Source organism: Actinomadura litoris, assembly GCF_009733595.1.
In the GTDB taxonomy this organism is placed as follows: domain Bacteria; phylum Actinomycetota; class Actinomycetes; order Streptosporangiales; family Streptosporangiaceae; genus Spirillospora; species Spirillospora litoris.
Genome location: NZ_WOFH01000006.1, coordinates 81,211 through 104,596, shown reverse-complemented (window position 1 = coordinate 104,596; position 23,386 = coordinate 81,211). Strand labels below are relative to the sequence as shown.

At 69.7% G+C, this 23,386-nt stretch carries 27 protein-coding genes; 18 read left to right on the top strand and 9 right to left on the bottom strand.

Going from position 1 to position 23,386, the window contains the following annotated elements; translation table 11 throughout:
* Positions 1-16 precede the first annotated feature (16 nt).
* From GNZ18_RS18195 to GNZ18_RS18145, 11 genes are all read left to right on the top strand, one after another.
* Positions 17-1,282, top strand: coding sequence for a beta-ketoacyl-[acyl-carrier-protein] synthase family protein (locus GNZ18_RS18195; RefSeq protein ID WP_308165982.1), 1,266 nt, complete (start codon positions 17-19; stop codon positions 1,280-1,282).
* The gene (locus GNZ18_RS18190) at positions 1,279-2,538 is read left to right on the top strand and encodes a ketosynthase chain-length factor (protein ID WP_156217708.1); all 1,260 of its coding nucleotides are present in this window, start codon (positions 1,279-1,281) and stop codon (positions 2,536-2,538) included. Before GNZ18_RS18195 ends, GNZ18_RS18190 begins: the two co-directional genes overlap by 4 nt.
* 98 nt (positions 2,539-2,636) lie before the next feature.
* Positions 2,637-3,719 carry a methyltransferase gene (locus tag GNZ18_RS18185; protein WP_156217707.1) on the top strand — a complete coding sequence of 361 codons (1,083 nt, stop codon included), beginning with the start codon at positions 2,637-2,639 and terminating at the stop codon, positions 3,717-3,719.
* A 35-nt stretch (positions 3,720-3,754) separates the two neighbouring features.
* A complete protein-coding gene (locus GNZ18_RS18180; protein ID WP_156217706.1) occupies positions 3,755-4,795 on the top strand; it encodes a methyltransferase in 1,041 nt (346 codons plus the stop codon).
* A gap of 47 nt (positions 4,796-4,842) precedes the next feature.
* Positions 4,843-5,103 (top strand): acyl carrier protein, encoded by a 261-nt coding sequence (locus tag GNZ18_RS18175; protein ID WP_214617056.1) that lies wholly within the window; start codon positions 4,843-4,845, stop codon positions 5,101-5,103.
* Positions 5,104-5,142: 39 nt separating this feature from the next.
* Positions 5,143-6,096 (top strand): aromatase/cyclase, encoded by a 954-nt coding sequence (locus GNZ18_RS18170; RefSeq protein WP_156217705.1) that lies wholly within the window; start codon positions 5,143-5,145, stop codon positions 6,094-6,096.
* Positions 6,093-7,019, top strand: a complete 927-nt coding sequence (locus GNZ18_RS18165; protein ID WP_156217704.1) for an MBL fold metallo-hydrolase — start codon at positions 6,093-6,095, stop codon at positions 7,017-7,019. Before GNZ18_RS18170 ends, GNZ18_RS18165 begins: the two co-directional genes overlap by 4 nt.
* 43 nt (positions 7,020-7,062) lie before the next feature.
* Positions 7,063-7,545, top strand: a complete 483-nt coding sequence (locus tag GNZ18_RS18160; protein WP_156217703.1) for a nuclear transport factor 2 family protein — start codon at positions 7,063-7,065, stop codon at positions 7,543-7,545.
* A gap of 11 nt (positions 7,546-7,556) precedes the next feature.
* A complete protein-coding gene (locus GNZ18_RS18155) occupies positions 7,557-8,024 on the top strand; it encodes a nuclear transport factor 2 family protein (RefSeq protein ID WP_156217702.1) in 468 nt (155 codons plus the stop codon).
* Positions 8,024-9,418 carry an FAD-binding oxidoreductase gene (locus GNZ18_RS18150; protein WP_216651348.1) on the top strand — a complete coding sequence of 465 codons (1,395 nt, stop codon included), beginning with the start codon at positions 8,024-8,026 and terminating at the stop codon, positions 9,416-9,418. The genes GNZ18_RS18155 and GNZ18_RS18150 overlap by 1 nt, the downstream gene beginning before the upstream one ends.
* Positions 9,419-9,764: 346 nt before the next feature.
* Positions 9,765-10,571 carry an AfsR/SARP family transcriptional regulator gene (locus GNZ18_RS18145; RefSeq protein WP_173390811.1) on the top strand — a complete coding sequence of 269 codons (807 nt, stop codon included), beginning with the start codon at positions 9,765-9,767 and terminating at the stop codon, positions 10,569-10,571.
* 407 nt (positions 10,572-10,978) lie between these two features.
* Here GNZ18_RS18145 and fabG read toward each other — a convergent pair whose 3' ends face one another.
* Positions 10,979-11,764 (bottom strand): 3-oxoacyl-ACP reductase FabG, encoded by a 786-nt coding sequence (gene fabG, locus GNZ18_RS18140; RefSeq protein ID WP_156217700.1) that lies wholly within the window; start codon positions 11,762-11,764, stop codon positions 10,979-10,981.
* A gap of 203 nt (positions 11,765-11,967) precedes the next feature.
* On the opposite strand from fabG, the gene GNZ18_RS18135 reads away from it, so the two are divergent.
* Together GNZ18_RS18135 and GNZ18_RS18130 are read left to right on the top strand one after the other, a co-directional pair.
* Complete coding sequence (locus GNZ18_RS18135) at positions 11,968-12,996, top strand: methyltransferase (protein ID WP_156217699.1); 1,029 nt, start codon at positions 11,968-11,970, stop codon at positions 12,994-12,996.
* Positions 12,997-13,261: 265 nt separating this feature from the next.
* Positions 13,262-14,440 carry a hypothetical protein gene (locus GNZ18_RS18130; RefSeq protein WP_156217698.1) on the top strand — a complete coding sequence of 393 codons (1,179 nt, stop codon included), beginning with the start codon at positions 13,262-13,264 and terminating at the stop codon, positions 14,438-14,440.
* 40 nt (positions 14,441-14,480) lie between these two features.
* On the opposite strand, the gene GNZ18_RS18125 is transcribed toward GNZ18_RS18130, so the two are convergent.
* Together GNZ18_RS18125 and GNZ18_RS18120 are read right to left on the bottom strand one after the other, a co-directional pair.
* On the bottom strand, positions 14,481-14,834 hold the full coding sequence (locus GNZ18_RS18125; RefSeq protein ID WP_173390810.1) for a nuclear transport factor 2 family protein: 354 nt from the start codon (positions 14,832-14,834) through the stop codon (positions 14,481-14,483).
* A complete protein-coding gene (locus GNZ18_RS18120; RefSeq protein ID WP_312874592.1) occupies positions 14,831-16,285 on the bottom strand; it encodes an MFS transporter in 1,455 nt (484 codons plus the stop codon). Before GNZ18_RS18120 ends, GNZ18_RS18125 begins: the two co-directional genes overlap by 4 nt.
* Before the next feature lie 85 nt (positions 16,286-16,370).
* Between GNZ18_RS18120 and GNZ18_RS18115 the strand changes: the two genes are divergently transcribed.
* Positions 16,371-17,087 carry a TetR/AcrR family transcriptional regulator gene (locus GNZ18_RS18115; RefSeq protein WP_308165983.1) on the top strand — a complete coding sequence of 239 codons (717 nt, stop codon included), beginning with the start codon at positions 16,371-16,373 and terminating at the stop codon, positions 17,085-17,087.
* Positions 17,088-17,138: 51 nt separating this feature from the next.
* Here GNZ18_RS18115 and GNZ18_RS18110 read toward each other — a convergent pair whose 3' ends face one another.
* Both GNZ18_RS18110 and GNZ18_RS18105 read right to left on the bottom strand, forming a co-directional pair.
* Positions 17,139-17,519 carry a hypothetical protein gene (locus GNZ18_RS18110; protein ID WP_173390809.1) on the bottom strand — a complete coding sequence of 127 codons (381 nt, stop codon included), beginning with the start codon at positions 17,517-17,519 and terminating at the stop codon, positions 17,139-17,141.
* A 193-nt stretch (positions 17,520-17,712) separates the two neighbouring features.
* Entirely contained in the window at positions 17,713-18,105 is a 393-nt protein-coding gene (locus GNZ18_RS18105) for a hypothetical protein (RefSeq protein WP_156217695.1), read from the bottom strand.
* A 219-nt stretch (positions 18,106-18,324) separates the two neighbouring features.
* Between GNZ18_RS18105 and GNZ18_RS18100 the strand changes: the two genes are divergently transcribed.
* Positions 18,325-19,386, top strand: coding sequence for an endonuclease/exonuclease/phosphatase family protein (locus GNZ18_RS18100; RefSeq protein ID WP_156217694.1), 1,062 nt, complete (start codon positions 18,325-18,327; stop codon positions 19,384-19,386).
* A gap of 81 nt (positions 19,387-19,467) precedes the next feature.
* Here GNZ18_RS18100 and GNZ18_RS18095 read toward each other — a convergent pair whose 3' ends face one another.
* Genes GNZ18_RS18095 through GNZ18_RS18085 form a run of 3 tightly spaced genes read right to left on the bottom strand, consistent with a single transcriptional unit; the run spans position 19,468 to position 20,622 of the window.
* The gene (locus tag GNZ18_RS18095; RefSeq protein WP_156217693.1) at positions 19,468-19,653 is read right to left on the bottom strand and encodes a DUF397 domain-containing protein; all 186 of its coding nucleotides are present in this window, start codon (positions 19,651-19,653) and stop codon (positions 19,468-19,470) included.
* A 41-nt stretch (positions 19,654-19,694) separates the two neighbouring features.
* Positions 19,695-19,883, bottom strand: a complete 189-nt coding sequence (locus GNZ18_RS18090) for a DUF397 domain-containing protein (protein ID WP_156217692.1) — start codon at positions 19,881-19,883, stop codon at positions 19,695-19,697.
* Positions 19,867-20,622 carry a helix-turn-helix domain-containing protein gene (locus GNZ18_RS18085; protein WP_173390808.1) on the bottom strand — a complete coding sequence of 252 codons (756 nt, stop codon included), beginning with the start codon at positions 20,620-20,622 and terminating at the stop codon, positions 19,867-19,869. Before GNZ18_RS18085 ends, GNZ18_RS18090 begins: the two co-directional genes overlap by 17 nt.
* A gap of 270 nt (positions 20,623-20,892) precedes the next feature.
* Here GNZ18_RS18085 and GNZ18_RS18080 point away from each other — a divergent pair, with 270 nt between their 5' ends.
* Both GNZ18_RS18080 and GNZ18_RS18075 read left to right on the top strand, forming a co-directional pair.
* Entirely contained in the window at positions 20,893-21,360 is a 468-nt protein-coding gene (locus GNZ18_RS18080; RefSeq protein ID WP_156217690.1) for an ATP-binding protein, read from the top strand.
* Between the two features lie 109 nt (positions 21,361-21,469).
* Complete coding sequence (locus GNZ18_RS18075; protein ID WP_156217689.1) at positions 21,470-21,673, top strand: BldC family transcriptional regulator; 204 nt, start codon at positions 21,470-21,472, stop codon at positions 21,671-21,673.
* Positions 21,674-21,677: 4 nt separating this feature from the next.
* Here the strand turns inward: GNZ18_RS18075 and GNZ18_RS18070 are convergent, their stop codons facing one another.
* Positions 21,678-22,409, bottom strand: a complete 732-nt coding sequence (locus GNZ18_RS18070; protein WP_156217688.1) for an SDR family NAD(P)-dependent oxidoreductase — start codon at positions 22,407-22,409, stop codon at positions 21,678-21,680.
* A 129-nt stretch (positions 22,410-22,538) separates the two neighbouring features.
* Between GNZ18_RS18070 and GNZ18_RS18065 the strand changes: the two genes are divergently transcribed.
* On the top strand, positions 22,539-23,384 hold the full coding sequence (locus GNZ18_RS18065; protein ID WP_312874591.1) for a LysR family transcriptional regulator: 846 nt from the start codon (positions 22,539-22,541) through the stop codon (positions 23,382-23,384).
* Positions 23,385-23,386 lie beyond the last annotated feature (2 nt).

The window sequence follows — 23,386 nt, the reverse complement described above, 5'->3', positions numbered from 1 at the left end:
CTCCAGAGGAGTGCTTGTGAACCGGGCAGTAGTGATCACTGGTATCGACGTGATCGCGCCAGGGGGGGTAGGCAAGAAAGAGTTTTGGAATCTGCTCACCTCGGGCCGCACCGCGACCAGGGACATTTCCTTTTTCGATCCCAGTGCATTTCGTTCGCGAATTGCGGGCGAATGTGATTTCAACCCCGCTTCGGTGGGCTTGCAGCCGCGCGAGATCCGGAGAATGGATCGCGCCACACAGTTCGCTGTGACGTGCGCCAGCGAGTCCCTAGCCGACAGCGGCCTCGACATGGGCACGGTCGACCCCACCCGCGTCGGGGTGAGCCTCGGCAGCGCGGTCGGGGCGACGACCAGCATCGAGCGCGAGTACCTCGTGCTCTCCGACAGCGGGCGCGAGTGGCTGATGGACGAGGGCCACCTCTCCCCGCACATGTACGACTACATGGTGCCGAGCGCGGCGGCCGCCGAGGTCGCGTGGCGGACCGGTGCGGAGGGGCCGGTCGCGATGGTCGCGACCGGGTGCACCGCCGGCCTGGACGCGGTCGGACGCGCCTACGAGAAGATCATGGACGGCAGCGCCGACGTGATGTTCGCGGGCGCCACCGACACCCCGGTCTCGCCGATCGTGGTCGCGTGCTTCGACGCGATCAAGGCGACGACGCCGCGCAACGACGACGCCGAGCACGCCTCCCGCCCGTTCGACGCGACACGGAACGGGTTCGTCCTCGCCGAGGGCGCGGCGGTCATGGTGCTGGAGGAGCGCGAGCACGCCATGGCGCGCGGCGCGCGGATCTACGCCGAGGTCGCGAGCCACGCGACCCGCTGCAACGCCTACCACATGACGGGGCTGCGGCCGGACGGCCGGGAGATGGCCGAGGCGATCAGGCACGCGCTGGCCGACGCCCGGTGCGCGCCCGAGTCCATCGACTACGTCAACGCGCACGGCTCCGGCACCAGGCAGAACGACCGCCACGAGACGGCCGCGTTCAAGGACGCGCTCGGGGCGCACGCCTACCGGACGCCGGTCAGCTCGATCAAGTCGATGATCGGTCACTCGCTGGGCGCGATCGGCTCGATCGAGGTGGCCGCGTGCGCGCTGGCCATCGACAACGACGTGATCCCGCCGACCGCGAACCTGCACGAGCCGGACCCCGAGTGCGACCTGGACTACGTCCCGCTGGAGGCCCGCGAGGTCCCGGTGAACACGGTCCTGTCGGTGGGCAGCGGTTTCGGCGGCTTCCAGAGCGCCGTCGTGTTGCGATCTCCAGAGCTCGCGGCATGAGCGCCCCCGCCAACGCACCCAGCGAGGCCGAGGCGGTCGGCGAGGCGGGCGGCACCGCGTCTGCCGTCGTGACCGGGATCGGGACGATGGTCGGGGACGGCACCGGCATCGAGGAGCACTGGAAGGGCGTCCTTGAGGGCCGGTCCTGGATCCGGCCGATCCAGCGGTACGACGCCTCGCGCTACAGCGCGCGGCTGGCCGGCCAGATCGTCGGCTTCGACGTGACGGAGCACCTGCCGAGCCGCCTCATCCCGCAGACCGACCGGGTGACGCAGCTCGCGCTCGTCGCCAGCGACCAGGCGCTGGCCGACGCGGCGTTCTCCGGCCGCGGCTACGACGACTTCGAGATGGGGGTCGTCACGTCCAACGCCTCGGCGGGCTGGGAGTTCACCCACCACGAGTTCAAGAAGCTGTGGACGGAGGGGCCGGAGAAGGTCAGCGTGTACGAGTCGTTCGCCTGGTTCTACGCGGCGAACACCGGCCAGATCTCCATCCGCAACGGGCTGCGCGCCGCCAGCGGCGTGCTGGTGGCCGACCAGGCCGGGGGGCTGGACGCGATCGGCCAGGCCCGCCGCAACCTGCGCCGGGGCGCCAAGCTCATGGTGACCGGCGGCATGGACTCCGCGTTCGACCCGTGGGGGTGGCTCTCGCACATCTCCGGCGGCGAGGTCAGCATCGCCGAGGACGCCGCGCACGCCTACCTGCCCTTCGACGCCGACGCCCACGGCTACATCCCGGGCGAGGGCGGCGCGATGCTGGTGGTCGAGCGCGGTGACGCGGTCGCCCCGTCCGCCAAGCGGTACGGGCGGGTCGCGGGGTACGCCTCGACGTTCGACCCGCCGCCCGGCAGCGGCCGCCCGTCCAACCTGGGGCGGGCCCTGCGGCTCGCGCTGGCGGACGCGGGCGTCGAGCCCGGCCGGGTGGACGTCGTCTTCGCCGACGGCGCCGGCGTCCCGGAACGCGACCGGAGTGAGGCGCGGGCCATCACCGAGGTGTTCGGGCCGAGGGGGGTTCCGGTCACCGTCCCCAAGGCGGGGGTGGGGCGCCTTCTCGCGGGCGGGGGGCCGCTGGACGTGGTCACCGCGCTGCTGAGCATCCGGGACGGTGTGATCCCGCCGACCCCGCACACCCGCGCGGTTCCGCACGGGTACGGCCTGGACGTGGTCGTCGCGCCGCGGGAGGCCGAGGTCGAGGTCGCCGTGGTGCTGGCGCGCGGCCGGGGCGGTTTCAACTCCGCGGTAGTGATCACCGCCTGACCGGCGGACCAGCGGACCGGCGGCCCGCCCGGTCGGCGGATCGGGGGGCCGGCGGACCGGTACCGAGAACACCCATACGACAGAAGCGGAGAGTCATCATGACCGAACAGGCAACGCGTGCGGCCGCCAACGGCGCCGGAACGGCGCCGGCGACGAGCAACGCGGCGGAACTGCACAGCGACTCGCTGTTCAGCGAGATGATCTGGCTGCTCAGCGGAATGCCGCTCGCGTGCATGCTCCAGGCGATCGCGGAACTCGGCATCGCCGACGAACTGGTGGACGGCCCGCTCTCGGTGGAGGAGCTGGCGCGCCGCACCGAGAGCGACGCCGACGCCCTCTACCGGATCCTGCGGGGCGTGTCGACCAGGGGCGTGTTCACCGAGGTCGCGCACCGCGTCTTCGGCCTGACCCAGCTCGGGCAGATCCTCCGGTCCGACCAGCCGAACTCGCTGCGGGACGCGTTCCGGATGCACGCGCAGCAGGAGATGCGGGACACCTTCACCTCCGTCCGGCACACGCTGCGCACCGGGCAGCCGGCGTTCGACCACGTGAACGGCGCGCCGATGTTCCAGTACTTCGCGCGCAACGCCGAGAAGAAGCCGCTGTTCGACTCCTTCACCGGCGCCGCCGCCCGGCGCATCCAGAACGCCGCCCTGGAGACCTACGACCTGACCGGGGTGCGGACGATCGTCGACATCGGCGAGATGAACGGGAGCCTGCTCGCGGGTGTTCTGAAGCGGTACCCGGAACTGCACGGCGTCTACGTCGACCTGCCCTTCATGGCGCCGGTCGCGGAGAAGATCCTCGGTGGCGCGGGCGTCGCCGACCGGGCCGAGATCATCGGCGCGAACTACCTGGAGTCCGTGCCGCCGGAGGCCGACGCCTATCTGCTTCCGCAGGTCCTGCACCGGATCAGCGACGCCGAGGGGCTCGCCCTTCTGAAGAACATCCGCCAGGCGATGTCGCCGACCAGCAAGGTCGTGGTCATCGACCCCGTGCTGCCCGAGGGCGACGTCCCGCACCTGGCGAAGGTCCTGGACGCCACCATGCTCCTGATGGGGCCGATCAAGGACCGCACCGAGGCCGAGTTCGCCGAGCTCTTCGAGAAGGCGGGCCTGCGGCTGGACGTCATCTCCGGCCGCGCTCTCCCGTCGAGCGTGATCATCGCACTGCCCGCCTGATTCGTGGCGCCACCCGATTCGAGGAAGGACCGGAGATGTCCGAGAAAACTGTGAGCACCACGAGCGAAGAGACCGAGGCGCTGCGCCGCGCGATGTGGGACTTCCACAGCGGCCTGCGGATGGGATTCATGCTGTCGGCCATCGCGGAGATCGGCGTCGCCGACCACCTCGCGGACGGCCCGCTGTCGGCGGACGAGCTGGCCGCGCGCACCGGGAGCCATGCGGACTCCCTGTACCGGGTGCTCAGGGCCATGGCCAGCAAGGGCGTCTTCACCGAGGTGTCGCGCCGCACCTTCGGCCTCACCCCGCTGGCGGACATCCTGCGGTCGGACTCGCCGGGCTCGATGCGCGACGTCTTCCGGCTCCAGGGCAAGGACTTCATGCGGAACTCCTACGCGGAGATCGGCTACTGCATTCGCACCGGGAAGCCCGCCTTCGACTATGTGAACGGCGAGGAGATGTTCGCCTACCTCGCCAAGCACCCGGAGATGAACAAGCTCTTCAGCGGCGCGATGGGAAACGCCGCCGGGGACACCCAGCAGGCCGCCATCGCGGCCTATGACCTCACCGGAGTGCGCAAGCTGGTCGACATCGGCGGGGCGCACGGGCATCTGATGTCCGCGATTCTGAGCAAGTACCCGGAAATGCGGGGTGTGGTCTTCGACCAGCCGCACGTCGTCCCGGGCGCGGAGAAGGTGCTGACCGAGGCGGGCGTCTTCGACCGGGCCGAACTGGTCGGCGGCAGCTATCTGCGGGAGGTGCCGGCGGGCGGCGACGTCTACACCATCTCCCACGTCCTGCACCAGCTCAGCGACAACGACGCGATCACCATTCTCACGAACATCCGCAAGGTGATGGCACCGGGCGCGCGGGTGCTGATCATCGACCCGCTCATTCCCGAGGGCGACGCTCCGCACCCCGGGAAGTTCATGGACATCACGATGATGGCGCTGAGCGAGGGCCGGGACCGCACGGAGTTCGAATTCGTCGAGGTCTTCGAGAAGGCCGGGCTGCGCCTGTCGGAGACCGTCGGGCTGGCCTCGCCGTCCAGCGTCGTCGTCGCCGTCGCCGCCTGAGCGCCCGCTCGACCAGGGCCGAAGCGAAGGGAAAGCACGGGGAGAACATGGCTGACCAGATGAACTACGACGATCTGCGCTCGATTCTCATCGAGGCCGCCGGCGCGGTCGAGGGAATGGACCGGGAGCAGGAGATCATCGACACCGACCTCTACGACCTCGGCTACGACTCGCTCGCGCTGATGGAGGTGGCCGCCCGAATCCAGCAGCGTTTCGCGGTGGACATCCCCGACGAGGAGGTGACCGATCTACGCACCTTCCGGCTCATCCTCGGCAGGGTGAACTCCTCGATCGAGGCGACCACCTGACGGAAAATCCGACCGCGACCACATGAGGGCGAGTGCGAAATGACCGCTGCGGAGATCAACGCGCACCATGAGACCGAGATAGAGGCGCCGCCGTCGACGGTGTACGAACTGATCACGAATGTCGCGCTGTGGCCCGTGATCTTCCGTCCCACCGTCCACACGCGGGTGCTGGAGCGCTCGGCGGAGGGCGACCGGTTCGAGATCTGGGCGACCGTGTCGAACGGCGAGGTGAACACCTGGCGCTCCCGCCGCGCGTTCGACGCGGCCGCGCGGCGGGTGTCGTTCAGGCAGGACCACGACAATCCGCTGTTCGGCCTCATGGGCGGCGGCTGGACCTGCGCCCCGCTCGACGGCGACCGGACGCGGGTGGTCCTCGAACACCGCTTCAACCCGCCGCCGGACCAGGCCGACGCCCGGGACCGGATCGCCCGGGAGCTGGACCACAACGGCGCCCAGGAGCTGGAGGCGCTGCGGACCGTCGCGGCGCTGCCCGGCGGCGTCGAGCCCTGGCTGCTCACCTTCGACGAGACGATCGAGCTGGCCGGCTCGGCGAAGGCGGCGCGGGAGTTCGTCTGGGACGCGGGCCGCTGGCCCGAGCGGCTCCCCCACGTCAACGACCTGGAGCTGATCGAGAAGCCGGGCGGCGTCCAGGACATGACGATGGGGACCCGCGCGCCCGACGGCGCCGTCCACACCACCCGCTCGATCCGGGTGATGCTGTCGGACGGCTCGATCGTCTACAAGCAGACCCAGCCGCCGAAGGTGCTGCTCGGGCACAGCGGCCGGTGGGAGTTCCGCTCCGACCGGTCGGGCGCCTCGATCAGCTCCACGCACACCTTCCTGCTCGACCCCGCCGGGGTCGCCGAGGTGTACGGGCCGGACGTCACGGCGCACGAGGCGGCGAGCCGCGTCCGCGCCGCGCTGTCGGCCAACAGCCGGGTCACGATGGAGCACGCGTCGCTGTACTCCGCGTCGATCGGCGCGGCGCGATGAGCACGGCGGTCCGCGCCCCGCTCGGGCGGCTGCACGAGGTGGCGGACGGCGTCCACGCCTTCTTGCAGCCCCCGGGCACCTGGTGCCTCAACAACGCCGGGGTGATCGCCGGGCCCGACGGGCTGCTGCTGATCGACACGGCCGCGACCCGCGCGCGGGCCGAGGCGCTGCGGGAGCAGGCCGAGGGGCTCGGGCACGGGCCGGTGCGGTCGGTCGTCAACACCCACAGCCACGGCGACCACGTCTTCGGCAACTGCGTGTTCGCGCCGTCCGCCACGATCATCGCCCACGAGCTGCTCGGGGCGGAGGTCGAGGCGATCGGGATGGGGCTGACGAAGATCTGGCCGGACGTCGAGTGGGGCGAGCTGTCCCTCGCCAAGCCGACGGTCACGTTCGCGCGGAGCATGTCGCTGCGGGTCGGGAGCCGGACGGTCGAGCTGCACCACCTCGGCCCCGCGCACAGCACCAACGACACCGTCGTCTGGGTGCCGGACGCGCGGGTGCTGTTCGTCGGCGACGTGGCGCTGCCGGGCTGCACCCCGTTCTGCATGATGGGCTCGATCCGCGGCACCCTCCTCACGCTCGACCGGCTCCGCGGCTTCGGGGCCGAGACGGTGGTCGGCGGGCACGGCCGGGTCAGCGGCCCCGAGGTCTTCGACCAGACCGAGCGCTACATGCGGCGGATCCTCGCCATCGCGGAGGAGGGCGTGGCGGCGGGGATCACCCCGCTCCAGGCCGCCCGCGAGCACGGGCCCGGCGAATTCGCCGAATGGCTCGACTCCGAACGGCTCGCCGCGAACCTGCACCGCGCCTTTCTGGAGGTGCGGCGGCCGGACCTTCCGCTCGGCGCCGAGGTGGACGTCAACGCCGTCTTCAACGAGGTGATCGAGTACAACGGCGGCCTGCCGACGTGCCTGGCGTGAGCGGCGCGGTGATTGGAACGGGAAATTCGAGGAGGAGCGAACAATGACACCGGTCGGCTCCCACCGGGGAGACACCGTCTCCCTGGACACCTACTACGAACTGAGGAGGTTCTACCTCGACCAGCTGGACGCCCGCGACCGCGGCGACACCCAGGTCTGGCTGGACGTCTTCGACGACGACGCGACGATCACCACCAAGGTGATCGGCGACGGCAGCACGCCGGTGAAGAAGAGCGACTTCGTCCCCCAGGTCTGGAAGCTCGACGCGTCCTTCCACGAGAAGGGGATCCAGCGCCGCCACTGCGTGCAGTCCTTCACCTTCACCAAACGCGACGACCTCGTGGTGTCGCGGTTCTACGGCCTGTTCCTGGTCATCGACGCCGAGCGGGGCTCCTGCCTCCAGTCGGCGGCGATGATCTCCGACGTCCTGCGCCGGCACGGCACCACCTGGCGGGTGATGTCCCGCGAGATCGAGCGGGACGACCTCGGCCGCAACGCCGCGCCGCAGAACGTGCCCCTAGGTTGAGAGAAGGAGCCATGAGCCAGAGAGTCCAAACCGCCAACACGACCGTTTCCGCCGAGATCTACTCCCGGATCGACCAGTTCTACGCGGTGCAGATGCAGGCCCTGGACGACGGCGACATCGCCGCGTGGGTCGACACCTTCACCGAGGACGGCGTCTTCGTCTCCAACGGCCTGCCCGATCCGGTCGAGGGCCGGGAAGGGCTGACCGCGCTCGGCAGCGGGGCCGTGGCCCGGCTCGACGAGCAGGGCGCCATTCGGCGCCATTTCGTTTTCAACGTCATCGTCGAGCCCGCTCCGGGCGGAAGTCTGTGGACGACGTGTTACGTCCCGGTGTTCGACACCATCGACGGCGTCACGACCCTCACCACGAGCACGGTGATGCGCGACGAACTGCTCGACCTGGACGGGAGACTGCTCGTCCGGTACCGCACCGTCACGCGCGACGACCTGCTCGCGAAATCGAAGGCCGGGAGCGCCTGATGACGCTGCGGGGGCTGATGAAACTGATGAACGGGCTGGACGGCGTCGCGCTGGGTCCGGGGGACACCGGCTACGACGAGGCCCGCAGCGGCGTCCAGCGCACCTACCTGCACCGCCCCTCGGTGATCGTGCGGGCCGAGGGCGTCGCCGACGTCGTGCGCGCCGTCCGGCACGCGGTCGAGCACGGCCTGGCCGTCGCGGTCCAGGCGACCGGGCACGGGCTGAACGTCCCGACCGAGGGCGGCGTGCTGATCGACACCTCGCGGATGTCCGGCGTCCGGGTCGACCCGGCGGCCCGGACCGCGTGGGCGGGGGCGGGGACCCGCTGGGAGAAGGTGATCGACGCCGCGGGCGAGCACGGGCTGGCGCCGCTCAGCGGGTCCTCCCCCGACGTCGGCGTGGTCGGCTACATCCTCAGCGGCGGGCTCGGCCTGCTCAGCCGCACCTTCGGCTACGCGGCCGACCACGTCCGGCGGATCGAGGTGGTCACCGCCGACGGCGAGTGCGCGACGGTGGCGCCCGGCGACGACCTGTTCTGGGCGCTGCGGGGCGGCGGGGGGAACTTCGGCGTCGTCACCGGAATCGAGTTCGACCTGTTCCCGGTCGACCGTTTGTTCGGCGGCGGCCTGTACTTCGACACGGATCTGCTCCCGGCGGTGTTCAGGACCTACCGGGAATGGACCGCGACGGTGCCGGACTCGATGGGGTCGAGCATCGGCCTCATTCCGATGCCGGACGTCCCGGCCGTGCCCGCGCCGCTGCGCGGACGGCATCTCGCGCACGTCCGGATCGCCTATGTCGGAACCGTCCAGAACGGGGAGCGGCTGGTCGAACCGCTGCGCGCGCTCGGCCCGCGCATCGTGGACACCCTCGGGGAAATGCCCTTCACGGCCTCGGGGACCATTCACAACGAGCCGAAGCAGCCGCGGAACTTCCTCTGCACCAACGCGATGCTGAGCGAATTCGACGCCGCGGCGCCGGACGCCATTCTCGACCTGGTCGGCCCCGGCTCCGGGGTCTTCGGGGTCGTGCAGGTCAACCACCTCGGCGGCGTGCTGCCCCGGCCGCCGGAGGTCGCGAACGCGGTGGGCCACCGGGACGCCTCACACGTGCTGCGCCTGGTCACCCTGCCGCAGGGGCCCGGACGCGACGCGGCGCACGAGACGGCCGACCGCGTGATCGGCGCGGTGAAGCCGTGGACGGTCGGCCGCGCGCCGGGGTTCGTCCAGGGCGACCAGGGCGCGGCCGAGCTGGCCCGGGAATGCTACGAGCCCGCCGCCTTCGAGAGGCTGGCGGCACTCAAAGCCGTTCATGACGCTGGGAACACGTTCAGTTGCAACGTCAACATCCCTCCCAGCGATACCACAGTTCGCAGGGATGCTCATGTAACATGAATTATCGGCATTAGTTTGCCGAGGCCAGGACGCACTTAGGGGGGAGTTCAGTGAGGAGACGACGTTGTTGACGGCCATCGCCGGCGCGCTCAACGTGCCACACTGACATCGTTTGGCAGAAATGGCCGTACCTGGCCACCGGTCGCGGGTTGAGGGCACCCCTGCCTGTACTCAATTGCGCGGCGTATATCACCACGAACACGGTGTGATGGTCGTGGCCGGGAATGAGTCTTTCGCAATGTGGTGGCACCCCCGTTCTTCGTTCCATGGGTCGAGGAGGGCCGCGCCTTCGATACGCGCCTCCTGCCGGAAGGGTTCGATTCGCGCACGAGATCTGGAGCCACGGATGGACGTTCGAATTCTGGGACCACTTACGGTATCGCATAACAATCGCGATGCCACACCGTCGGCGCGCAAGCCGCGCCAACTGCTTTCGCTCCTGCTGCTGAACGAGGGTGACGTCGTGTCGACGAACTCGTTGATCAGCGAGATCTGGGACACGCAACCACCCAAGAGCGTGCAGACCACATTGCAGACCTATGTGGTCCAGGTACGCAAACACCTCGCGAAGGCACTTCAGATTCCCGCCGCCGAGGTCGCCAGCAGTGTGCTGCTGACCCGGAACGGCGGATACATGCTCCTGCTGCGGGACGCCGATGTCGACCTGTACGAGTACAAGTCGCTGGAACAGGCCGGGATGGCGGCCTTCGAGGCACGGGACCACGAAAGCGCGGTCCACATCTTCGACAAGGCGTTGGCGTTGTGGCGCGGAAGGGCCCTCGCCGACGTCGAACTCGGGCGCGTTCTTGAGCCCGAGGTCGCCAGGCTCGAACAGTCGCGCCTGACGGTCGTGGAGTGTCGCCTTGAGACCGAGCTGCGGCGCGGCCGGCACCGCCAGTCGCTCAGCGAGCTCGCCTCGCTGACCGCACGCTACGACGACAACGAGAACCTGCACGCCCTGTACATGCTGGCGCTCTACCGGGCGGGCCGGCGGAGCAAGGCACTGGAGCGTTACCGAAGCCTGCGCAAGTGGATGAGGGACGAACTCGGTCTGGAGCCGTCACCCCGTCTGCAAAGGCTGCACCACGCCCTGCTCGACGGCGCTCCCGCCCTGGACGGGGCACCGGCTCTCGACGAACTGAGCGCCGGATGATCCGGCGCCCCAACCGTCCTTGGACGGGGACTGGCGCGTGGATCGAAGGCGGACGCACGAGACCGCCGCCGGCAGGTTCGGAATGCAGTTCGAAATGTCATGAACCACCAGAGGGAATGACCACCCGAACGCTTTTCCATAAGCGTGTCGCCGTCGCCCGGCCGGCCCTGTTAGTGGGCGGGCGAGTCGCTCCCGACCGGCGAGTTCTGACAGGCGGGCCTGCTTCCTGAACGGCGGCCGCGCTCCCGGCGGCCTGGTTCGGCGGGGCCGCGGATCCGACGAGCGAATCGTGACCAGCGGGCCTGGTCCTCACCGGAGGGTGTCGCTCCCACCGGCGAGGTCCAGGCACCACGGTCGGCGGCCCGGCGGCCCACGGCTCGGGGGCCGGGGCCTGGTGGTCGCGGGGCCTAGTAGTTGCCGAGCCCTCCGCACACGTTCATCGCCTGCGCCGTCACCACGGCCGCGTCGTCGCCGGCCAGATAGTCGACCATCGCGGCGACCTCCTCCGGGTCGCCGTACCGGCCCATGGGGATCTTCGTGTTGAACTTGTCGAGCACCGCGTCCTCGGAGATGTCCCAGATATTGGCGTAGACCTCGCGCACCCGCTGGGCCATCGGGGTCTCGACATAGCCGGGGCAGACGGCGTTGACGGTGACGCCCGTCCGCGCGAGCTCCAGGCCGAGGGCCTTGGTGAAGCCGACGACGCCGTGCTTGGACGCCGAATAGGGCGCGCCGAAGACAACGCCCTGCTTTCCTCCAGTGGAGGCGATGTTGATGATCCGGCCGCGCCCGAGTTCGAGCATTCCGCCGTCCGACAGGACGCGCTTGGTCGTCAGGAAGACGCTGTTGAGATTGACGTTGATCACGTCGAACCACAGCTCGTCCGGGACCTTCGCCGTCGGGCCGCCGCCGCTGCGGCCGGCGTTGTTCACCAGCACGGAGATGGGCCCGAAGGTGTCCGTGGTGGCCTTGACCAGCTGCTCGATCTGTGCGACGTCGGTGACGTCGCACGCGATGCCGTCGGCCTCGTGGCCATTGGCGCGCAGCTCCTCCACCGTTTCCTTGACGGCGGCGGCGTCCCGGCTGCAGATGAACACCCGGTGCCCGGCGCGGGCCAGCCGATTGGCGATGGCCAGCCCGATCCCGCTCGTGGCGCCGGTGACCAGAGCGACACGTCCGAGTTCCTTTGCCATGTGTTCTCCTGGGTGGTCGTGTTGGTTTCTGTCCTCCATCGTCCGGTGCTCGCCTTGAATTGCTGCTGAGGACGCCTTGAGCGGTCAAGTCAAATGATCACCGGCGGCCCATTCAAAGATTTCTCCAGCGCTCCTTGAGGGGTGCCCCTCTACCGTGAAACCTGCGGAGGCCAGAAAACGAAGATTGTCGAATGGAGAGAGCGATGACGATCCAGGAGAAGGACATCGCCGATCACGGCGCGGTCATCGGCGTGCGGGAGCTCGCGCTCAGCGCCGCGGGCGCCGCGGCGCTCCGGGCCGCCGTACGCATCGGCGTCGCCGAGGTGCTGGAGGACGACCCGAAGTCGCCGGCGGACCTGGCCAAGGCGCTCAACGTCAACGCCGAGATGCTGGCGAGGCTCCTGCGCGCGCTGACGCAGCACGGCGTCTTCAACGAGACGCCGCGGGGGTACGCGCACACCTCCACGTCCCGCCTGCTCAGGGAGGGCGACCCCAACAGCCTCAAGTACTACGTCCTGTGGGTCACCGAGCCCTGGACCTGGGAGCTGTGGCCGCACCTTGAGGAGGCCGTCCGCAACGGCCGCGGCGGGTTCGAGGAGAAGTACGGCACGGACTTCTTCTCCTACCTGCACGCCATGTGGCCGGAGTCGGCGGAGGTGTTCAACAAGGCGCAGACCGAGCTGAGCAGGCTCGCCAACAACGCCGTCGCCGCCGCGCTCGACCTGCGCGGTGTCGGCTCGCTGGTCGACATCGCCGGCGGCCACGGCTACACGCTGACGTCCCTGCTGGCGAAGAACCGGGACCTGAACGGCATCCTGTTCGACCTCCCGCCCGTCGTCGCCGACGCCGACCCGCGGCTGCGCGAGGGCGGCGAGTTCGCCTCCCGCGCCCGCATCGTCGGCGGCGACTGCCTTCAGGAGATCCCCGTCCAGGCCGACGTCTACCTGTTCAAGAACATCCTCGAATGGGCGGACGAGAAGTCGGTGAGGGCCCTGCGGAACGCCGCCAAGGCGGGCCACAAGGACAGCCGCATCTTCATCATCACCAACATGATCGACGGCAGCCCGGAGATCAAGTTCACCACCGGCACCGACCTTCTGTTCCTGCTGAACTCCGACGGCCGCAAGCACACGGCGGAGACCATCACCGCGGTGGTGAAGAACGCGGACCTGCGCATCGTCAACAGGCAGCCCGTGAACTCCTACCTGCACCTGGTGGAAGCGGCGATCTAGTTGCCGGGGAGGGCAGCGGCCCCGCCGACGCCCTCCCCTCCGCAGGCTCGCCAATACGGGCGGGAACGACCATTCCCCCGCCGTCACTGGCGGTTCGGCCGGTTGTCAAGATGACGACTTCATTGCCGGATCGCCCCTTTATGGGCTCTATGAGGCTCTTGGCGCGGTTTGCTGGGTTCGGTTGTATCTAGGGGGTGATCTTCGACGGGCGCCGCCGGGGGCACGTTCCAAGATTCTCCGTTCTCCCGGCCGAGGAGTGGTGACCGTGACCATGCTGACCTACGCCCTGCTCAGCGACCCGGCGCCGTTGGCGGCCTCGGCGGCCGGGCAGGCCCGGAGCACGGGCACGGTGTACCTGATGGTCACCAACACCGGGCCGACCGCGGCGCACTGGTCGAGGAACGAGGTGGCGGTGCCCGTCGGCGACGGCGCCGACGACCTCACCCCCGACCTTTCCAAGGTCACCGCGACGGCCACGTTCCACGATCTGAAAACGGGCGCCGCCCGGAAGCTGAAGGTCCAGCCCCCTGCCGCCACCGGCCCCTTCGTGGTCACCGATCCGTCCGGCAAGAAGATCGCCTTTGCCGCCGGTGACCATCTCGTGCTGAAACTGGAGGGCGTACCGGTCGCCGCGGCCGCCGGGCTGGCGGTGCTGAAGGTGAAGGAGATCGCCGCCAGGACGGCGAACGCCAATCCGACGACCGGCGTCGCGGTGGTGCCGCTGGTCAAGACCGCCGCGAAACCGGCTTCGGCACCCGGCAACTTCCGCCCCGTCCCGGCCATGGTGGAGAACGGGGACGCCGTCGTCCTGTGCTGGGACGGGCCCGCCGACTGGGCCTACACGATCAGCCTGCCGGACGGCACGAGCGCGCCCGTCACCATTCCGGGGCCGCTCGAATGGAAGCCCGCACCCGGCACCGGCCCGAAACGCGACAGCACCTACACCCTCGTCGCCACCGACCCCGGCACAGGGCAGAAGCATTTCCTGACCACCACCGTCCAGGTGCGCACGCCCACCTTCGAGAACGGTGTCCACGCCCTCCGGGTCCAGGGGATCGGGAACACCGGGGCCCTCACCTTCACCTCCGTCGGGATAGACGTCTTCAGCAACACCGGCACCCGCGGGGTGGCCCAGTCCTTCTCGGTCGTCGCCGAGCGGGTGTACGCCGACCGGGTCCAGGGAACGGCCACCCGCGCGGGATGGATCACCTTCCCCGAAGGCGGCCTCCAGGTATGCAATGGGAACTTCGACGTCCCCCGGATCGGCGCCGTGTTCGCGGAGTCCGGTATTTACCAGCGGCAGTTCGTCCCGGGCGAGGAGAACCGCTGGATCAGTATGTCGGACGGCGGAGAGATCTCCCTGGAACAGCGGCACAAGGACGGATCGACGAGCTATGCGAGCCTGAGGGTGTCGAGCCTGGACACCCGCGCGTCCCAATGGTGAGCGGCCGCCCGTCCAGGGACGGACGGCCCTACTCCGGGTGCTATTCGAAGAAGCCGACCACCCTTCGGATGCGGTCACCGGCGATCTCCACGAAGTCGTAGCCGGTGGCCACGGGGTTCCCACCGTCCGGCGCGCCCAGCCTCCAGGTGAAGAGCGCCACGTCGTGGTGGACGTTGATCACGGTGCCGAGGGTGAACACCAGGTCGCCGAACCTCTCCCGGGCCTGGGCGACCACGGAGGACAGTTCCGCGTGGCCCCGGAGCGCGGCGTGGTCGGGGTCGCTGTAGACCGAGTCCTCGGTGAGGGCGGCCGCGATCAGGGCGGTGCGGGCGGCGGAGTCCCGCTCGTTCCAGACGGCGATGTACCGCTGGATCAGGTCGTTGACCGTGCTCATGGGGTGACTTCCTCCAGAATTGCGGAATCGGATTCTTCTCGCGGCGCGGTGTTCGCCGCGGGGATTTTCAGTGCGAGGGCGATGAACCCGCCGGCGGCGGTGACGGCGGCGGCGACCCATCCCGCGGTGTGCAGGCCGTCCAGGACGTCGGACGCGGCGGGCGCGGCCCGGAGGCCCGTGGTGGCGAGGGCGACGAAGACGGCCAGGCCCATGGCGCCGCCGACCTCCTTGGCCGTGGTGGCCAGGCCCGAGGCGACGCCCTGCTCGTGGGGCGCGGTCCCGGCACCGGCCGAGACGAACAGCGAGACGAAGGCGACGCCGCCGAAGGTGCCCCACAGGACGCTGCCGGGCACGAGCGTCCAGAAGCCGCCGCCGGACGGCATCCCGGCGACCAGGACGGCGATCCCGGCCGCGGCGCCGAACATCCCGATGCTGAGCGTCGTGCGGACGCCCCACCGGCCGAGCATCGCCGGGGCGAGTCTCACGGCCGCGGCCATGCACACGACGGTGAGGGGCAGGAAGGACAGTCCCGCCTCCAGGACGCTGTAGCCGAGGACGGGTTGCAGGTAGGAGGTGAGCACGTAGTAGCCGCCGCCCAGCGTGCCCTGGAACATGGCGATCACCACCATCGTCGTGACCAGGCTGCGGTTGCGCAGGAGCCGGAGCGGGATCAGCGGGTCGCGGGTGCGCGACTCGACGGCGAGCAGCACGCCCATCAGGGCGACCCCGGCGGCCAGCGCACCGGCGGCGCGGAGCGACGTCCAACCGTGCTCCGGCGCGCTCGCCAGGCCGAACACCAGCAGGACCGAACCGGCCGTCGCCAGCACGGCGCCCGGCAGGTCGAACCCGCCCAGGCCGGAGGTGCGGGGCGGATCGGCGGCGAGCAGCCGCAGCGCGGCCACGGCGGCGCCCACCGCCAGCGGGAGGTTGACGAAGAAGACCCACTCCCAGCCCCAGTAGTTGGTCAGGACGCCGCCGAGCAGCGACCCGGCCGCCAGGCCCGCGCTGCCCGCCATGCCCCACGCGCCCAGCGCCCGGTTGCGTTCGGGGCCTTCGGCGAACCCCCGGTAGATCAGCGCGAGCGTCGCCGGGGTGAGCAGCGCGCCGCCCGCTCCCTGGACGGCGCGCGCGGCGACCAGCGCACCGGCGGTCGGCGCGAGGCCGCCGACGAGGGAGGCGGCCCCGTACAGCACCAGCCCGAGCATGAACATGCGGCGCGCGCCGAGCCGGTCCACGGCGCGTCCGCCGAACAGCAGCAGCCCGCCGAGGCCGACGGCGTACGCGCTGACCACCCACTGCGCCGAGGCGGCGGTGAAGCCCAGAGTGCGGGTGATGTCGGGCAGCGCCACGTAAACGATGTTGTAGTCGAGAGCAATGATGAGCTGGGTGAACGCCAGCAGCACCAGCCGGGGGCCGGTACGGGACGGCGGTCCGGAGGCGGTCCGTTCCACAAGATCTCCTATACAGCGTTGATTTACTACACGCCGTTCAAACTAGCCACGGCGAACAGTACTGCAACGCTGTAGAGTGTCAAGGGTGAAGGACCAGACGACGAGCCGACGCGACCGGCTGCGCGCGCAGGCCAGCTCGGAGATCAAGGCGATCGCGCTCAAGCTGATGGCCGAGGGCGGCCCCGACGCCATCTCGCTGCGGGCCATCGCACGCGAGATGGGCATGACGGCGGGCGCGATCTACAGCTACTTCGCCACCCGCGACGACCTGGTCACGACGCTGATCAGCGACGTGTACACCTCGCTGGTGGAGACCGCGGAGGCCGCCCGCGACGCCGTGCCCGCGGGCGACCCCGGCGGACGCATCCTGGCGTGGGCCCAGGCCGTCCGCGAGTGGGCCCTGGCCAATCCGGAGGGCTTTCGGCTGATCTACGGCGATCCCGTGTCGGGCTACCAGGCGCCCGCCGAGGGGCCCGCGCACGAGGCAGAGCAGCGCGCCTGCACCGGCCTGACCGGCCTCGTCGCCGCGGCCTGGCCGCAGGCCGAGCCCCTGCACCGGGACCTGCGCCGCTACTCGTGGGACGACTTCGATTCCGGCCTGGTCGCCAACGTGAAGGTGAAGTTCCCCGGCCTTCCCCCGGCCGCCGTCGCGCTCTCGCTCCGCGTGTGGGGCCGCATGCACGGCCTGATGGCCCTGGAGATCTACGGCCACCTGCGCGGCCTCACCCACGAGTCCGCCGCCATCTACCGCGACGAGATCATCGACCTCATCAGGTCCCTCGGCCTCCCCGCCCCCGCCTGAGCGGACCGCCGTCGACCGCGGCACTCGCCGAGGACGGTCTCCGGTGAGGGGCTATGCGGCGACCGGCTGCGTGCAGGCGTTCCAGGGCTGGCCTCGCAGGAGGACGCCGCCGCAGGTCGCGTAGGTCCTCCCGGCCACCGCCGGGACGTTGATCTCACCGCCCGAACCCTGGATGACGGTGCAGTTCTGGTTCGCGCACTCGTTCACGTAGAAACTCGACCCCGTCACATCCGCGGGATTGATGAAGTAGAAGGTCCCCCGCGCGTTGCCGTTCGCGACGCTCATGCAGATCAGGGCGACGGAGCGGCCGGGGACCACCTGCGCGCACTGCGTGCCGCTCATCGACGAGGCGTACGCGGGCGCGGCGCTGAGCGCACCGACCAGGGTGACGGCTGAACCGGCAAGGGCTAACACCGATGAGAAACGACGCATGACCTTCTCCTATCACGGAGACGCCCGAGCCAGGAGGCCGGAGCCGGTCAGAGGTACGCCACCTGGGAAGGGTAGCGGATCGGGTGTATTGCGGGCGTATCGAAAACCGCCCGCTTCGGCCTTCTGGTCACTGAACGGAGCATCCCGCCTTGGGCCCGGACGCTCCGCCCAGTGAAGACCGGCGGTCAGGGGATTATGCGGTCACCGGCTGCGTGCAGGCGTCAAAACGCTGGCCGCTGAGAAGGACGCCGCCGCAGGTCGCGTAGGTCCTCCCGGGCACGGCGGGGACGATGATCCCGCTGCCCGGACCGTCGATCCGGGTGCAATTCCCGTTCGCGCATTCGGTCACGTAGTACTTCGCCCCCCTCACATTCGCGGGGTTGATGAAGATGAGCGTCCCCTGCGCCTGGCCGTCCCTGACGACCATGCAGACCAGGGCGATCCAAGCGTTGGGGACCACCTGCACGCACTCCGTGCCGGGCGGGGACTGCGCGGTCCGCGAGGCGTGCGCGGGCGCGGCGGTCAGCGCACTGATCAGAATGGCCGCCGAACTGGCAAGGGCTAACACCGATGAGAAACGACGCATGACCTTCTCCTATCACGGAGACGCCCGAGCCAGGAGGCCGGAGCCGGTCAGAGGTACGCCACCTGGGAAGGGTAGCGGATCGGGTGTATTGCGGGCGTATCGAAAACCGCATACGCCACCGCGACGCCCGTCCGGCTTCAATTGCGGTAGGGGGCCAGATCGGTGCGTGGCCGTGAGGGAAATGGGACCGGTGTGACGGGCAGTGAGTCGGGATCGACGATGACGCGGGTGGACACGGTGGTGGCCGGTCGGGGGCTCCCCGACCGCGCCGACACCTCGCGCACGGGCGTGCGCCGGGTGATCGGCTCGTGGCCGGGGCCGTGGCGGCGCGGGCTCGTGCTCGCGGCCCTGGCGCTGGCGCTGGGCCTGTTCATGATGCTGCACTCGTTCGTCCCCAACCAGGTCGGGAACCTCGGCAGCCTGGTGGACACGTTCCTGCCGTGGTTCGGCCTGGGCGTTCCGGTGCTGCTGGTCGGGGCGCTGGCGCGCCGGTCCGCGTCCGCGGCGGTGGCGCTGCTGGTGCCGGTCCTGGTGTGGCTGAGCCTCTTCGGCGGGACGCTCGGCGGCAAGTCCCACTCGGGCGGAGACCTCATGCTGGCCAGCCACAACGTCGGCGCCGCCAACCGCGACCCGGCGGGCACCGCCCGCGAGTTGGCCGCGTCGGGGGCGGACGTGCTGGCGTTGCAGGAGCTGAGCCAGGAGGCCAAGGGCATCTACGAGAAGGGGCTCGCGAAGGCGTACCCGTACCACGCGGTGCAGGGGACGGCCGGGCTGTGGAGCAAGCTGCCGGTGTCGGACGTCCGGCCGGTGGACATCAGGATGGACTACGGGCCGCTGGCGAAGACCAAGCAGGCCGAGCCCAGGCTGGATGAGAACCGGACGCTGCGCGCCACCGTGAAAACGGATCATGGACCGCTGGTGGTGTACGTCGCCCACCTGGCGTCCGTGCGGGTGAATCCGAGGGCGGGCTTCGGAACGGCCCAGCGGGACAGGGGCGTGCAGGCGCTCGCGGAGGCCGTCACCGCCGAGCGCAACAAGCGGGTGGTGCTGCTCGGCGACATGAACGGCTCCGTGGCCGACCGCGCGTTCAACGACATCACCTCGCGGATGCGCTCGGCGCAGGACGTGGCCGGGGACGGCTTCGGCTTCACCTGGCCCGCGTCCTTCCCGATGGTGCGGATCGACCAGATCCTGGTTCGCGGGATGCAGCCGAGAAGCTCATGGGTGCTGCCGGCGACCGGCAGCGACCACCGCCCGGTGGCGGCCAAGGTCAGTTGGTGAACCTCGCGCCGATGGCGTGTGCGGCGAACCGACCGCAGCGAGAAGCCCCCCGACGCGCGTCGGGGGGCTTCTCTGTGCGGACTAGAGGTCCAGGTCACCGGCCTTGATCTGACCGAGGAGCACGGTCAGGGCCTCGCGACCAACGCTGATGTGGGGGCCTTGGGGATCCTTGCTGTCACGGATGCCGACCGAGCTGTCCAGGGAGGCCAGCTCGACGCAGTTGCCACCCTCCTGGCCGGTGTAGCTGCTCTTGCGCCACTGGATCATGCTGCATCCTCTCCATCGTTGAACGATCGGAGCCGAAGGAGCTAGCTCAGGTCCAGGTCTCCGGCCTTGATCTGGTGGAGGAGCGCGGTCAGGCCGGTGTGGCTGAGGGATAGACGGGGGCCATCTGGGTTCTTGGAGTCCCGGATCAGGGTGTCCACGGTGTTGGTCGAGACCTCGACGCATTCACCCTGGCCGCCCTGGCTGTGGCTGCTCTTACGCCACTGGATCATGCTGCATCGCCTCCATCGTCTTCTGGATCAGGGCCCGAGTGTCCTCTTCCGACAGCGCATGGCCCCTGATCTCATCGAACAGAAGGCCCAGCCGAGTGACCTCGGCTGGATCCTGGACAAGTCTCCCACCGAACTGGGCCTCGACATACCCCACTCGGTCTCGGTCGGACTTGGTGAGGACGACCAGCGCTCCGTCGAGCCCTGGGTGCCAACCATCGGTGATGCGCATCGCCTGGATATGTATCCGAGGCAGCTCGCCTGCGTCGAGTAGATACTGAAGCTGCTCGCGCATGATGCTCTCGTCGGAGCTACGGCGGAGGATCGCGGCTTCGTCGAGCACCACGAACAGGTGCGGCTGGTTCTCGGCCCGCGTCAGGATTTCTCGTCGCGCCAGTCGCTGGCGGATCTGCTCCTCGTCCACCCGACCCTTGGGGGACGCTGCTCTCATGTAACCCTCGGTCTGGAGCAGGCCAGGGATGTAGAGCGGCTGGACGCTGCGGATCTCCGACGACTCGTTCTCGTGCGCGACGTACGCCTCGAACCACTCGTGGAGATGCTCGCGCTGGGCGTGATGGCGGAGCCCCTGGAACAGCTCGCCGGTTTCGAAGAATTCATCCAGTTTCTTGCAGAACTCCTTGTTGGGGAAGTTGCGCTGGGACTCGTAGGCCGCGACCGACTCGCGGGTCGAGTACAGCTCCTTGGCCAGGGCGTCCTGGCTCAGCCCCTTCGCCTCTCTCATCAGGCGAAGCGTGTAGGCGAGCTGGGCCCTCATGCTCTGGCACGGATCTATGGGGGCAGAAGGGGGCATATGCCATCCTCCGTGGCTGGTATTTCGTGAAGTACCGGGGGCACGTCTAGCCCAGAATACGACCGCGGGGCCAATCTGGGGTTCAAACAGAAGGACAAAGCGAAAGCGATCCGGTCCCATGAGCGTTGACAGGTCTCCCAAAAGCCCGCGAATCAGTCACACCGATCCCCTACCGGCGTACCGCCCGCCCGGGGGCCGGACATGACCGCGATCCCGAAGGCATTGCGAGCCCAGACAGCGGTGGCGGTGCGGCACAAACTGGCCGCTACGCCGAGTGTGGTCCCGGACGTCCGGTGCCTGGTGAGGGCGGCGGCGGTCAATTACAACATCGGCGCCGAGACCACCGAGGACGCCGTGCTCGTCGCCGTCGAACTGGTCACCAACGCGATCCGGGCCACGGGCAAGCCGATCATGTTGCGGATGTTCGTCTCCAAGGACGGCTTCCACATCGAGGTCCGCGACCTTTCCAGGAAAAGGCCCAGGAAGGGCGTGCCCGATCTGGCCATGCCCACCGAGCCGGTGCCCGATGACGCGCCCGATCCGCATGGGTGGGGCATGGGCATCGTGGAGGCCCTTTCCAAGGATCACGGCGTGCGGACGGAGCACAGCGGGAAGACGGTCTGGGCCGTTCTGCGCATCTCGTCGGTCCGGCGGCCCGACCTCCCATGAGTTCCTCCGGGCACACCGCGTCCGTTACAGGCGGCTGGGGAGTTCGCGTAACGGGGCCCCGCCGGTGTGCCCGGAGGTCACCCCCCAAGACAGCACAGGAGATCCCCCAATGCCACGACAGGCACCCGAATACGAAGTTCTCCTTACCCCGGCGGAGGTCGCCACGATGTTCCGCGTGGACGCCAAAACCGTCACGCGGTGGGCGAAACTGGAGAAGATCCCCTACGTCTGGACGCTCGGCGGGCACCGGCGCTATCCGGAGAAGGCCGTCCGCGAGCTGCTCGCGCAGGGCGCCACGCGCCGGGAGGACTGAGCCGTCACCAGGGAACCGGGCCGTCGTCGTTGAACAGTCCGCCGGTCGGGCCGTCCGGGCCGAGCGACGCCAGCTCGACCACGATGGCGGCCCCGTCCGCCGCGGTGCGGAGAATGGGGCGCCCGAGGGGGCGGGTCAGGTCGGTGTCGCAGGCGCCGGGGTCGGCGGCGTTGACCAGAATGCCTTCGTGACGCAGGTCCTTGGCGTACTGCACCGTCAATGAGTTGAGCGCCGTCTTCGAGGTCGGATAGGCCGCGTAGCCCGGCATCTCGGCCAGGTAGTGAGCGGGATCCGACATTCTGCTCAGCGAGCCCACGCTGCTCGACATGTTGACGATCCTCGGAGCGGGCGAGCGCCGCAGCAGCGGGAGCATGGCGTTGGTGACCGCGATGACGCCGAAGACATTGGTCTCGAACACCTGGCGGACGACGTCCAGGTCGGCCTCGGCCGGGGCCTGGCGCGTGAGGTCGCCGGTCATCCCGGCGTTGTTCACCAGGACGTCGAGCCCGCCGACGTCGGTCCCGATGGAGCGGGCGGCCTCGCGCGCGGACTTCCCGTCGGTGACGTCGAGGACGACCAGGCGCACGTCACGGCCCGGCATCCGCAGTTCGTCGACGGTCCGGCTCCCCCGCTCGGGATCCCGCGAGCCGACCAGCACGGTGTGGCCCCGGGCCGCGAACTCCTCGGCGACCGCACGGCCGATCCCCTTGTTCGCGCCGGTCACAAGAACGATCATTGACGACACCTTCCGATCACCCGGTCTCGCGCATATTCGAGCGCAGCGGGCAGGGGTCGGCAATGACGTTCGCGACATCGGCCGATACCTCGCCGGTATGGATACCGCTGAGCCGTATACCCTCGGAATGTGGATCGCTTGGAAACACGGGAACTCGTCTATTTCGTCGCCGTGGCCGAGGAACTGCATTTCGGTCGGGCGGCGGATCGCCTCGGGATCGCGCAGCCGCCGCTGTCCAGGGCGATCAGGCGGCTCGAACGGCGGCTCGGCGTGGTCCTGTTCGAGCGCAGCAGCCGGAGGGTCGCGCTCACGGAGCCGGGTGAGGTCCTGCTCTCCGAGGGCAGGAAGGCGCTGGAGGCGGTCACGGCGGCGGAGCGCCGCACCCGGCGGGCCGGACGGCGCGTCCCCCGCCTGGCCCTCGCACTGAAGCCCGGCAGCGACGGCGGCCTCCTGCCCGAGATCCTCGCCGCGTACGAGGCGCGGGCGGACGCGGTCCCGGTCGACGTCGTCATGTGCGGGATCCACGAGCGCACCGCCGTCCTGCGCGACGGCCGGGCGGACGTCAGCCTGTTGCACGGTTCGCTCGCCGACCTGCACGGTCTCGACACCGCCGAACTCCTCGTCGAATCCCAGATCGCGGTCCTGCCCCGGCGGCACCGGCTCGCCGGCCGGACGAGCCTCACCCTGGCCGACCTCAAGGACGAGACGCTGCCCCGCTGGCAGGCGGGCCGGGACGAGCGCCCGGCGGCGCGGGACGTCGGCGAGTTGATGCAGCTCATCGCCCTCGGACGGCTCGTCGCCGTGGTCCCCTCCTCCGTGCGCGGGCAGATCCGGGCCGACCTGGCCCACGTCCCGGTCGAGGACGCCCCGCACACCCCGATGGTCCTGGCGTGGCCCCGGCACCGCCGCTCGCAGGCCCTGGCCGGGTTCGTCCACACGGCGAGCACGGTCGCCGCGCGGGTCCTCGGGGATTAGGG